Annotated in this window: 13 protein-coding genes; 3 read left to right on the plus strand and 10 right to left on the minus strand. The window is 54.1% G+C overall.

Features of this window, described 5'->3' with window-relative positions; genetic code table 11:
• Positions 1 to 400, minus strand: a 400-nt coding sequence (locus tag Q0510_RS18600; RefSeq protein ID WP_298715190.1) for a DUF2807 domain-containing protein, incomplete at its 3' end; no start/stop codon positions are given.
• A gap of 153 nt (positions 401 to 553) precedes the next feature.
• Entirely contained in the window at positions 554 to 871 is a 318-nt protein-coding gene (locus Q0510_RS18605; RefSeq protein ID WP_298715192.1) for a carboxypeptidase-like regulatory domain-containing protein, read from the minus strand.
• 539 nt (positions 872 to 1,410) lie between these two features.
• Between Q0510_RS18605 and Q0510_RS18610 the strand changes: the two genes are divergently transcribed.
• Both Q0510_RS18610 and Q0510_RS18615 read left to right on the plus strand, forming a co-directional pair.
• Positions 1,411 to 3,258: a 2-oxoacid:acceptor oxidoreductase subunit alpha gene (locus Q0510_RS18610; protein ID WP_298715193.1), complete on the plus strand. Its 1,848-nt coding sequence runs from the start codon at positions 1,411 to 1,413 to the stop codon at positions 3,256 to 3,258.
• Positions 3,259 to 3,343: 85 nt separating this feature from the next.
• Positions 3,344 to 3,940 carry a DUF6134 family protein gene (locus Q0510_RS18615; RefSeq protein ID WP_298715195.1) on the plus strand — a complete coding sequence of 199 codons (597 nt, stop codon included), beginning with the start codon at positions 3,344 to 3,346 and terminating at the stop codon, positions 3,938 to 3,940.
• Between the two features lie 207 nt (positions 3,941 to 4,147).
• Here Q0510_RS18615 and Q0510_RS18620 read toward each other — a convergent pair whose 3' ends face one another.
• The 8 genes from Q0510_RS18620 to Q0510_RS18655 all read right to left on the minus strand — a co-directional run bounded on the left by Q0510_RS18620 (position 4,148) and on the right by Q0510_RS18655 (position 10,882).
• Positions 4,148 to 5,338: a Gfo/Idh/MocA family oxidoreductase gene (locus tag Q0510_RS18620; RefSeq protein ID WP_298715197.1), complete on the minus strand. Its 1,191-nt coding sequence runs from the start codon at positions 5,336 to 5,338 to the stop codon at positions 4,148 to 4,150.
• Positions 5,339 to 5,353: 15 nt separating this feature from the next.
• Positions 5,354 to 6,553 carry a nucleoside permease gene (locus Q0510_RS18625; RefSeq protein WP_298715199.1) on the minus strand — a complete coding sequence of 400 codons (1,200 nt, stop codon included), beginning with the start codon at positions 6,551 to 6,553 and terminating at the stop codon, positions 5,354 to 5,356.
• 70 nt (positions 6,554 to 6,623) lie between these two features.
• Positions 6,624 to 7,268 (minus strand): endonuclease III, encoded by a 645-nt coding sequence (nth, locus tag Q0510_RS18630; RefSeq protein ID WP_298715201.1) that lies wholly within the window; start codon positions 7,266 to 7,268, stop codon positions 6,624 to 6,626.
• A gap of 18 nt (positions 7,269 to 7,286) precedes the next feature.
• Positions 7,287 to 7,430, minus strand: coding sequence for a hypothetical protein (locus Q0510_RS18635; protein WP_298715203.1), 144 nt, complete (start codon positions 7,428 to 7,430; stop codon positions 7,287 to 7,289).
• A gap of 240 nt (positions 7,431 to 7,670) precedes the next feature.
• Positions 7,671 to 7,991 carry a septum formation initiator family protein gene (locus tag Q0510_RS18640; protein WP_298715205.1) on the minus strand — a complete coding sequence of 107 codons (321 nt, stop codon included), beginning with the start codon at positions 7,989 to 7,991 and terminating at the stop codon, positions 7,671 to 7,673.
• Between the two features lie 94 nt (positions 7,992 to 8,085).
• Positions 8,086 to 9,378: a phosphopyruvate hydratase gene (gene eno, locus Q0510_RS18645; protein ID WP_126245602.1), complete on the minus strand. Its 1,293-nt coding sequence runs from the start codon at positions 9,376 to 9,378 to the stop codon at positions 8,086 to 8,088.
• Between the two features lie 50 nt (positions 9,379 to 9,428).
• Positions 9,429 to 10,334, minus strand: coding sequence for a gliding motility-associated ABC transporter ATP-binding subunit GldA (gene gldA / locus Q0510_RS18650; protein WP_298715212.1), 906 nt, complete (start codon positions 10,332 to 10,334; stop codon positions 9,429 to 9,431).
• A 140-nt stretch (positions 10,335 to 10,474) separates the two neighbouring features.
• A complete protein-coding gene (locus tag Q0510_RS18655; RefSeq protein ID WP_298715214.1) occupies positions 10,475 to 10,882 on the minus strand; it encodes a DUF4332 domain-containing protein in 408 nt (135 codons plus the stop codon).
• A gap of 128 nt (positions 10,883 to 11,010) precedes the next feature.
• Between Q0510_RS18655 and Q0510_RS18660 the strand changes: the two genes are divergently transcribed.
• On the plus strand, positions 11,011 to 12,134 hold a 1,124-nt coding region (locus Q0510_RS18660), incomplete at its 3' end, for a M23 family metallopeptidase (RefSeq protein ID WP_298715217.1).

Below are 12,134 nucleotides of genomic sequence, written 5' to 3' on the forward strand. Positions count from 1 at the left end.
CCTCGCCCGAGCCGGAGAACACCACTCTGCGGTAATCTTCGCTCTGGATATGGACAATGATTTGTTTGTGTTTCCTGAGATTCAGCCCGTCGCGCATGCGGATGCGGAGGGTGGTGCCGCTGATGTAGGTTTCCACGAAGCGCATCACATTGTCTTCTGCTTCGATGGTGAGGGGTTTGGCGGGGCCTTGCTCGATGATGACATCCATGGAGCCGTCGATGGTCACTTCATCGAAGCGGCCTACTGTCCGTTCTTCGGTTATCATACGGCCTGAGCCGATAACGTTTTCTCGGCTGCAGCCGGTGAGGATGAAGCCGAAGATGGCTACCAAACAGAGGAGGAGCCAGGTGCTGAGGCCGCTGATGGCCAGGATCGATTCGTTTTTTGCCGTCATTTTCATGTGCTGTGTGATTTTAGGGGTAATCCGCAATGGGCGGATAACATAATGACGGCAGAAGGGGGGGCTACCCCCAGAGGGACGGAAAAAAAATAAGCCGGCCGCCTGTTTCAGGCGGACCGGCTTGATTAACCCCTATGAAAACCAACTATTTACTTATTGTGCAAGTTTGATTTCGCCAAGGTCGGTGGCTTTACCGTCCTCAACTTTTACGTCGGTGATGGTAGCGTCCTTAAAGGGTTCCTTGGCGTCAACAATCACGGTGTAAGTGCCGGCTGCTGCTTCTGCGAAGGAGAAGGCGCCGTCAGCGATAGGGGCTTTCAGCGTGTCGGTGCCGGAAACTGCCCATGCTTCTGTTGCTCCGTCGGCCGGTACTACTTTACCGGAGATGGAACCGCCTGCGATACCTTTGAAGGCGAATGCGCCGAATGCAACGGCCGCAACTGCTAACAAACTCAATTTTGCTCTTTTCATAGCATACAATTTTTGAAGGTTTAATAATAAAGAATGGTTCAAGTAAACGTTTTCGATAAGCAAACTATTTTGTGTTGAAATGCTTGTCGTTGTTGAGATTTTTGCAAACACCATGCCACTCGATCAAATTTCGCCGCTTTAACAAATCTTTACAAATCCTTTAACAGTCTGGGTTTGCGGCGAATGGAAATACTACTTATTTACGTAGTATCGTTGACGTTAGTTGATCACTTTCCTTTTCAGTAAAGGGTTTCGAAGAAGTGATACAATTGTTTAACGTCAATTTTCTCACGGGTCAGAAAATAACAAATACCTTGCCGGAAAAACAACTGTATGCGGTTTGGAATGGGGCATTCCATTTAGTTATGAGTAAAGTCTACTAGTTTTGTATACTTTTGGCCGATGGAAAAGGACGGTTTTATAACGCTGATTCAGTAATTTTGCAGCATTCTCTGTGAATGCCTGTGAAATCGACGATGAACCGGGCGCGGAGTCCAACATATTTGTCCATTATATATATTATCATAAAGCAAACATCAATGTCCGATAGAACGATTCAACAGATAGAGGATGTAGTGATAAAATTTGCGGGGGACAGCGGCGACGGTATGCAGCTGACCGGTACGCAGTTCTCCAATAATACGGCGCTCATCGGCAACGACCTGAGCACCTTCCCCGACTTCCCCGCGGAGATCCGCGCGCCCCAGGGCACCATTCCCGGCGTGAGCGGCTTCCAGTTGCACTTCTCTTCCAACCGTATTTTCACCCCCGGTGATGCCTGCGACGTCCTCGTAGCCATGAACGCCGCGGCCCTCAAAGCCAACCTGAAAGGCCTCAAGAAAGGCGGTATCATCATCGCCAATACCGACGGCTTCGACGCCAAGAACCTCCGCCTGGCCAATTATCCCGATGGCGTGAACCCCCTGGAAGACGGCTCCCTCGTCAATTACCAGCTTCACACCATGGACGTGACCAAAATGACCCGGGAAGCCCTCAAGGAAAGCTCCCTCGGTATGAAAGAGAAAGACCGCGCCAAGAACATGTTCGTGCTCGGCTTCCTCTACTGGCTCTACGACCGCGATATGGAAAGCACGCTGAACTTCCTGAACGCCAAATTCAGCAAGAAGCCCGAAATCCTCGAAAGCAACGTGAAAGTCCTGCATGCGGGATACAATTTCGCGGAAACCGTCGAAGCCTTCGCCTCCCGGTTCAGGGTGGAAAAGGCCCGCATGGAGCCCGGCACCTACCGCAGCATCACGGGCAACACCGCCTTGTCGTTCGGCCTCGTAGCCGCCGGCCAGCAGTCGGGCCTGCCCATTTTCCTCGGCACTTACCCCATCACGCCCGCGTCAGACATCCTGCACGAGCTGAGCAAGTATAAGAACTTCGGCATCCGCACCTTCCAGGCGGAAGATGAGATCGCCGGTATCGCCTCCGCCATCGGGGCTTCCTACGGCGGGCATATGGGCATCACCACCACTTCCGGTCCCGGCGTAGCCCTCAAAGGTGAGGCCATGGGCCTGGCCGTGATGCTGGAAATCCCCCTGCTGATCGTGGATATCCAGCGCGGGGGGCCATCTACTGGCCTGCCCACCAAAACGGAACAATCCGACCTCCTGCAAGCATACTACGGCCGCAACGGCGAATGCCCCATGCCCGTGGTTGCCGCAGCCACCCCGTCCGACTGCTTCCAGATGGCATTCGAAGCCTTCCGCCTCGCGGCACAGCACATGACACCGGTGATCCTCCTCAGCGACGGTTACATCGCCAACGGCGCAGAGCCCTGGCGCTTCCCCAGGCAGGCGGACCTGCCCAAAATCGACGTGAAATTCAAGAAAGGGCTCGCCGAAGATGAAGAAACCTTCCTGCCTTACCAGCGCGACGAGAACCTGGTGCGCCCCTGGGCCGTGCCTGGTACGCCCGGACTGGAACACCGCATCGGCGGTCTCGAAAAGCAGAACATCACCGGCAACGTGAGCTACGACCCGGAAAACCACCAGTTGATGGTGAAGATCCGCCAGGAAAAAGTGGACAAGATCGCCGACCATATTCCCTTGCAGGATATCGAAGTAGGGCCCGAAAAAGGCAAAGTACTCGTCCTGGGCTGGGGTTCCACCTTCGGCGCCATCAAAAGTGCGGTACTGGAACTGCTGGCCGAAGGCCATGAAGTGGCCCACGCCCACATCCGCTACCTGCGCCCCTTCCCCCGCAACCTGGAAGAAATACTGCACAGCTACGACCACGTGCTGATCCCCGAGATCAATAACGGCCAGCTGATCAAGATTATCCGCGAACAATTCCTCATCCCCGCCAAAGGGTATAATAAAGTCATGGGCGTGCCCATCACCAAAGGCGAACTGGTGGAAAAAATCCGGGAATTACTTTAATAAGTAAGCCGATATAAAAAGGGCGGTTGCTGCGAAAAGCGGTAACCGCCTTTTTCGTATATTGTTTTGCGTAACCCTTCCGCCCATGAACCTGATGCGCCTATTTAACCTCCTCCCGGGAATCGTGCTGGCCTCGGTCTTCTTCCTGACCACGGCCTTCCAGGAACCGCATGTCTATATATATGACATTTACCTCGGCGGCAACAACCCCGTTGGTACCGTAACCGTCCGGCAGGTAAAAACCCCTGAAGGACGGAAAATCTCCATGCAAAGCCGGGTACAGTCCAAGCTGATGTCGCGGATGGAGGTGGATATCACGGCGGAATACCGCCACCAGGTGCTGCAGGAGGCGCTGGCGGTGCGCAAGGGTGGCGAGGCGCTCACATCCGTGAAAAAGAGCGGCAAGGGCTATACCGTGGTACACAAGGGGGAAACGAGACAACTGGCGTCGGACGGGATCCGCTTTTGCGTGGGCGACCTCTATTTCTCCGAGCCGGAGGCCGTACATCTCGTTTTTAGCGAAACCCTCGGCAAAGCGCTCACGCTCCGCCACCTCGGCAACCATAACTACGAACTCCAGCTCCCCGAAGGGAAGCGCAATATCTACCACTACGAAAAAGGAAAATGCACCGAAGTGGAAGTCAATCACGCCCTGGGGAAAGCAAGGTTCGTCCTTCGCTGATTATCAATATGCTGCCGAATTCATGCTAAGGGGCTAAAGAGGGGTTACTTCGGGATTAATTTATATCGAATGTATGTAAAACGGTACTAAAACCAATACAGTAAAGGATTTGACGCCCTGATACTTACTTTTTTTACATGGCAAATGCGCATTAAAAAAGCCATCCCGGTACTATCAGGATGGCTTTTTTATATGATTCCGGTTGAATCAGAGCACTTTTTCGATGATCTGGCCGGTTTTTTTGTCTTTCAGGATGAGCTTCTGGGTGCCGAAGTGCGTCATTTCCTCTTTAATGAGATAGAACTGCTCATTGTAGCTGGTGAGCGCTTTTTCTTTCTGCACGCCTTCCTGGCCGCGCCAAACGGGCAGCTGGACGGGTTCCCACTGCTTGGAGGCGGCGGAGCGGTAGGCGGCGTCGAGGATGGCGTTTACCACGTACCCGTCGTAGAACGTTTCCTGCGGAGCTTTGCCGGCTTCCACGGCGTTGAACATATCGGCGAACATGTGGTTGTAGCCCAGCTCATTGAGCTCGTCGCCCACGGGGAAGAGCCAGCCGGAATTGCTTTCGGCTTTTTCGGCCACGTAATCGGCTCCTTTGCCGGTGGTGAACATGTCGAAGCCGGTACGGAGGAAGCTGTTGAGCCAGATAGTGCCTTCGGAGCCCATAACCTCATCGCGGAGGTCGAGGCCGCCGCGGAAGGTCCAGCTCACTTCAAACTGGCCGATGGCGCCGTTCTCGTATTTCACCAGGCCGATGGCATGGTCTTCGGCGTCGATGGGCTTCACCTGGGTATCGGCCCAGCACATGACTTCGATGGGCTTGATGTCTTTACCGATGAAGCTGCGGGCGATCTCCACGCAGTGGCAGCCGAGGTCGAGCATGCAACCGCCGCCGGCCTGTTCTTTATCCCAGAACCATTCGGAGTGCGGGCCAGGGTGCGTTTCCCGGGACTTGGCCCAGAGGATTTTGCCGAGGGCGCCGGCTTTTACGGACTGCAGGGCTTTGAGGAATTTAGGTGTATACACCAGGTCTTCCAGGTAACCGTTGAAGATACCGGCTTTTTCCACCGCTTCCATCATGCGTTGCGCTTCTTCGGCATTGCGGCCCAGGGGCTTGGTGCACATCACGGCCTTTTTCGCCTTGCAGCAAGCCAGAACGGCCGCTTCGTGCAGGTTGTTGGGCAGGGAAATGCAGACCATATCCACGTCGGGATGATTGATCGCTTCTTCCATATCCGTGGTCCAGTGGTCGCAATTGTAATCTGCCGCGAACTTCTTCGCGCTTTCTTCGCGGCGCGAGTAGATGCTCACGATCTTGTCGCGGCTGCGCTGCCCCTGTAAAGAATCTGCATAGAACCGTCCGATAAACCCGGACCCAAGCATTGCAATTTTCGCCATAGTGATATTGAATTTTTATGCGTTTACGTCTGATTGTTTGCGGTCGCGGAAAGCCAGGATAAAGTACACCAGTACTGCCGCGGCGATATATACCGGCACCATCCAGATGCTGGACCATACCCTTTGACCGTTGGAGGTGAAATAATCGGCCACCATGCCGGAAAAGAGCGTGCCGATCACCATGCCGAGGCCGTAGGTGGCGAAGGTGAAGAGCCCCTGCGCGGCGGATTTGATCTTCTCGCCCGCCTTCCTTTCGGTATAAAGATAACCGGTCACGAAGAAGAAATCATAACAGATGCCATGCAGGATGATCCCTCCGTACAGCATCCAGAGATTGTCGCCGTTGTTGCCATAGGCGAACAGGATATATCTGATCACCCAGGCGCCCATCCCCAGGATCAGCATTTTCTTCACGCCGATGCGGTTCAGCAGCAAGGGAATGGCCAGGATAAAGAGCCCTTCGGATATCTGCCCGTAAATCATCTTCCCGGCCGCGTTTTCCATCCCCGCCTCGTTCAGGAAGAGATTGGCAAACCCGTAGTAGAAGCTCAACGGGATGCAGATCAGCACCGCCGCGATGAAGAATACGGTGTAAGGCCTGTCTTTGAATAAGACGAGCGCATCGGCCCCCAGCGCCTGCGAGGCGGACATGGAAGTGTTCTTCGCCGGCGGCGGCGTATTGGGCAGTAAAAAGCTGTACATCCCCAGGATAGTGGAGGCCGCGGCCGCAATGATAAATATGAAATGCGTTTTTTCTACTTCGAGATTGCTGATGAGGATACCAGAAAGGATCCAGCCCACGGTCCCGAACATACGGATGAGCGGAAATTGCTTCGTAGGGTCCTGCATCTGTGTGAACGCCACAGAATTGCTCAGCGCAATGGTGGGCATGTACAAGAGGGAGTAGAACAGCACGATCCCGATGAAGACGGTGTTGGAAGTAGTAGTGGTGGCCAGCAGCAAAGTGCCTGCGCCCACGAGGTGCAGCACGCCCATGATCTTCTGCGCGGCAAAGTACTTATCCGCTACCATCCCCACGAAAATGGGGGAGATCATAGTGGCGATGGCCAGCGCCATGTAGGCGTAGCTGATTTGCTGTCCGGAAGATTGCAGGTTGGTAGCCATGTAGGAGTTCATGGAAACGTACCAGGCCCCCCAGATAAAATACTGGAGGAACATCATGAAGGATAGTTGGGCGCCTTTGCTGGTATTCACGTGGAGAATTTTTAAATTTTTTTAATTTCTCCAATATAGTGAAAAACAGTTCGTCCCGCAAAGTGATTTTTTAAGATTTCACCAGCTGCTGGTAATATTTGCACACCTTCCGCAGGCCGCACTCCCCGCACTTCGGGTTCCGGGCGATGCAGATGTACCGGCCATGCAGGATGAGCCAGTGGTGGGCGATGTGGACCTTTTCTTTCGGAATGTATTTGAGCAGTTGCTGCTCCGTTTGCAGCGGGGTTTTGGCGTTGGTGGTGAGGCCCAGGCGCGCGGACACGCGGAACACGTGGGTGTCTACCGCCATGTTGGGCTGCTGGTAAATGACGCTGGTGATCACGTTCGCAGTTTTGCGGCCCACGCCGGGGAGCTTGACGAGCTCGGGCACGGTGGACGGGATCTCGCCATCGAATTCGTCCATGACCATATTGGCCATGCCGATGAGGTGCTTGGTCTTGTTGTTGGGATAGCTGATGCTGCGGATGAGCGGGAAAAGCTCATCGAACGTAGCGTGGCTGAGGGAAGGAATATCCGGGTACTGGCTGAAGATGGCCGGTGTGGTCATGTTGACGCGCTTGTCCGTACATTGGGCGGACAGGATCACGGCAACGAGTAATTGATACGGATTATCGTACAGCAGTTCCGTTTCGGCGTCCGGCGCATGATGTTCGAAATAATCGATTACATATTGGAATCGCTCTTTTTTCGTCATGCGCGCAAAATACTAAAACTAACGCGTTTTGCCGGATTCGTGGGCGTAGTCGAAGATAGCGACAAGTGTAGCCGGCCGCGGGCTGTACCGGATGGCATCCAGCGCCTGGTTGGTTTGCAGATGCAGCTGCTGCTCTTCACGCATCAATTCTTGCTCTGGCATATGCATGGTTTTTTGTGCAGGATCGGTTAATTCGCCCTTGAGGACGGAAAAAGGCAGGGTAGAATTACTCATGCGTTTGATGGTTATTAGTTGTTAAATGGATTCAAACAAATTACCCGGTCACGAAAATTCTGGATAACGATAAAATAACGGAGAATGGCTCGGCAGTATTGTTAAACTAGGCTATTTTTTTGAATTTAGCAAGTTTTTAACAAATAAAGGGGTGTGATTGTCAGTCGGTTAACGTTTTGCGTCGGGGGGAGTGGGCACGATGTAGATGTCTTCATCATCTTTTTTCATCATGTATTGTTCGCGCGCGAACTTTTCTAGTTTATCGGGGCTGGAAAAGAGTTCCTGGTGGCTTTGGCGGTCGCGGCTGATTTCTTTCTGGTAGAAGTCTTTCTGGTTTTCCAGCTGGTTGACTTCCCGGTAGAGCTGGAACTGGTAAAGGATGTTGTTGCGGTCGAGGAAGAGGAGCCATGCGCCGAACAGGATACAACTGATGATGTATTTATTCCGGGCCCATGCGGGGATTCTGAATCTCGGCTTCTTCTGTTCCATATGCACACCGTTTACTTATAAAATCCGGGCACTGAAGACAGTGCCCGGATGAGTTTTGTATTTGACCACTAATTAAACGCGGTAAGAAGAAAAATTATTTCTTACCAAATTTAATGGAATTTTTCGGATAAATGGCGCTGCTGTCCAGCAGTTCCTCGATGCGGAGCAGCTGGTTGTATTTGGCCATACGGTCGGTGCGGGAAGCGGAACCGGTTTTGATCTGACCGCAGTTCAGCGCCACAGCCAGGTCGGCGATGGTGGTGTCTTCGGTTTCGCCGGAACGGTGGCTCATGATGGAGGTATAACCAGCCTTCTGCGCCATGGATACGGCGTTGATGGTTTCGGTGATGGTGCCGATCTGGTTCACCTTGATGAGGATGGAGTTGGCGATATCCTGGTCGATGCCTTGTTTCAGGCGCTTTACGTTGGTTACGAACAGGTCGTCGCCCACGAGCTGAACATTGGCGCCGATGGCCTGGGTTTGTTTTTTCCAGCCGTTCCAGTCGTCTTCAGCCATGCCGTCTTCGATGGAAACGATGGGATATTTCTTGCACCACTCTGCCCAGAAGGCTACCATTTCGTCGGAGGAAATGATTTTCTGGGAAGATTTGTAGAATTTGTAGGTGTTGTCTGCCTCGTTGTACATTTCGCTGGAAGCGGCGTCGAGCGCGATGGCGATCTGGGAGCCGGGTTTGTAGCCAGCGGCTTCGATGGCCTGGAGCACGGTTTCGATGGCTTCTTCGTTGGACTGGATTTCAGGAGCGAAACCGCCTTCGTCGCCTACGTTGGTGCTGTACCCTTTCTTTTTCAGTACGGATTTGAGGTGGTGGAACACTTCCACGCCCCAGCGGAGACCGTCGGAGAAGGTGTCTGCACCAACGGGGATGATCATGAACTCCTGGAAGTCGATCTTATTGTCGGCGTGTACGCCTCCGTTGATGATATTCATGAGGGGCAGCGGCAGGGTGGTGCCGTTTACGCCGCCGAGGTAGCGGAAGAGGGGGAGGCCGTAAGCTTCTGCTGCGGCTTTGGCTACTGCCATAGACACGGCGAGGGTGGCGTTGGCGCCCAGTTTGGCTTTATTTTCGGTACCGTCGAGCTCGATGAGGAGTTTATCGATGCCGGCCTGGTCGGAGATGTCCCAGCCGATGAGTTCGTCAGCGATCACTTCATTGACGTTTTTTACCGCTTTGAGCACACCTTTGCCCATGTAGGCGCCTTTATCGCCATCGCGCAGCTCTACGGCTTCGTGTTTCCCGGTAGATGCGCCGGAGGGAACGGCGGCACGGCCGAGGTGGCCATCTTCCGTGGTTACGTCTACTTCCACCGTGGGATTGCCGCGGCTGTCTAAAATCTGTCTGGCATGGATCTCTGAAATGATACTCATGGGTAAAATTTTTATTGTTAAATGCTAGAAAAGGTGACCGATTCTTACCACTAGTTTGTCAGTTCCCTGAACACGTCTTCGAGCGACAGTGAATTGCTCTGCAAAGAAAGGATGTTCCGGTTATTTATCAAAGCGAATTGCAGCAGGTTTTTCCGTACTGTTTCGGGTTCCGTGGTGTAGAGGCGCCAGGCGTTCCCTTCGGCGGCGGTTACTTTTTGTACGCCGGGTAGTGCCAGGAGGTCGGATTCGGCCGTTTCTTCGGCGAAGGCTACCTGGATGAATCCGGAAGCGCCCTGGCGGAGGGTGCTGATGGCGCCGTCGGCGATGATATGGCCTTTATTGATAATGATGGCGCGGCTGCAGAGGGCCTCCACTTCCTGCATGATGTGCGTGGAGAGCATCACCGTCTTGTTTTCACCCAGTTCGCGTATCAGCTGCCGGATGTCCGCCAGCTGGTTGGGGTCCAGGCCTGAAGTGGGCTCGTCGAGGATGAGGACTTCCGGATCGTGCAGCAGCGCCTGGGCCAGGCCCACGCGTTGCTTATAACCTTTGGAAAGCGCCCCGATCTTCTTGTGGCGCTCGGGCGTGAGGCCCGTCCGACGGATCATTTCATCAATCCGTGCTTCTGCTTTTTTGCCTGTCAGTCCGTGCATGCCGCCGGCGAATTCGAGGAACTCGCGGATGTACATGTCCGGGTACAGGGGATTGGCTTCGGGGAGGTAGCCTACGCGGCGGCGGACTTCCAGCGGTTCCCTGGCCACGTCATGCCCGCACACCGAAGCCGAGCCGCCCGTAGGCGGCAGATAGCCGGTGATAATCTTCATGGTGGTGGATTTCCCTGCGCCGTTAGGCCCCAGGAACCCGACGATCTCGCCTTTCTGGAGGCTGAAAGTGATCCCGTCTACCGCCTTTTGCTCCCCATACTGTTTTAGCAGCGCCGTTACGTTGATTGACATGCGTCTTTTTTGCGGTCCCTAAATTAGTCTATTTTTTCAGATCCGCCGGATAGTAATAGGCAGGGCGCCCGGGACCGAAATCCTGAAATAAGCAAGGGCGGGGAATAATCCTCGCCCTTGCCGTTTTTTGGTAAAGTAATTTAGTAGGAAATAGCGGGTTCCATGTCTTTCGCCTGATCGATCATGGACTGGATTTCCGCCAGCGAAGGCGCCCGGCCGCTGAGGTTCTTCAGCTGGTTCAGTTCGTAGACCTTGGCGTGCAGGTTTTCCGCATTCCGGTTCCTTAATTCCTTCACGGTGTCCACACCCGCGGCCTCGAGGAGCTCGGCGAACTGGTCGCCCACGCCGTTGAGGCGCATAAGGTCTGCGTGGTTAACCCAGGTCAGTATCAGTGGTTCGGGAATGCCGGTGGATTCAGCGATGCGCGATCTTCCGCTTTTCTGCTGGCCGTCTTCCAGCAACTTCGCCACGGTGTCGATGCCGATGCCTTTCAGTTTACCTGCGTAGTTGGGGCCGATCCCCTGGATCTCTTGTATCGGGTAGCTCATAAATGAAGATTGGTTTTGGTAAATGGAAATTAAGGAAAACGGCACAGTTGTTGGCAAAAAAAATGTTAATTCGCTGTCAATCATGGATTGCCGCTTTCCGGCTATCCTTTAACCATTACATTTGCACGATGAAAAGAACGATAGCTCTCTTGCTCATGCTCCCGCAGCTCGTGCAGGCGCAGTCGCTGCCGGAGAAACATTACCCGAAAGGCTATTTCAGAAACCCGCTGAACGTTCCCATAGAGCCCGCCGGAAATTTCGGCGAACTGCGGCCCAATCACTTCCATTCCGGCCTCGACCTCAAAACCCAGCAGCGCGAGAACCTCCCCGTTCACGCGGCGGCCGAAGGATATGTAAGCCGGATCGGCGTATCGCACACCGGCTTCGGCAATGTGCTGTATATAACCCATCCCAACGGCTACACGACGGTATACGCCCATCTCAATAAATTCTTCCCCCAGCTCGAAGAATATATCGAGCGCCAGCAATACGAAAAGGAAAGCTGGGCGGTAGATCTCACCATCCCGCCGGATATGTTCCCCGTCACCAAAGGGCAGTTCGTAGCCTGGAGCGGCAACACGGGCGGTTCCGCGGGCCCGCACCTCCACTTCGAGATCCGCGATACACAAACCGAAAAGCCCCTGAACGGCATGCTCTTCGGTTTCAATATTCCCGATACCCGCGATCCGGAAATCTCCCGCATCGTGGTGTACGACCGCAACAAAAGCATTTTCGAACAAACGCCGGTAACGGTGCCCGTCCGCCGCGGAAAAGATGGTAAATACGCCGCCACGCGGCCCCTGGTGCAGGTGCCTACCGACAGAGTAAGCCTGGGCGTCAGCGCGCTGGACAGGCAGAGCAATTCCCCGAACCCCAACGGTATCTACGAAGCCATGCTCATCCGCGACGGCGCGGTAGACCTCGGCTTCCAGCTCGACAATATCGGGTACGACGAAACGCGGTACCTCAACGCCCACATCGATTACAAAATGAAAAAGGGCGGCGGGCCGTATGTACAGTTGTTGTTTGCCCTGCCAGGCAACCAGCTCGATATTTATAAGGAAGAAGGCGGCGACGGCGTGATCGATTTGTCGGACGGCAAAGCGCACCCGGTAACGGTGCGCGTGACGGACGCTTACGGAAATTACAGCGATGTGAAGATCTCGCTGCAGCAGAACGGCGGTGCATCGTCGCCGGCGAACTGCGCCAACCGGATGTTCCCCGAGTCGATGAATATTTTCGAGAACAACCA

Origin of the sequence: uncultured Chitinophaga sp., from assembly GCF_937874145.1 — a bacterium.
Classification (GTDB): domain Bacteria; phylum Bacteroidota; class Bacteroidia; order Chitinophagales; family Chitinophagaceae; genus Chitinophaga.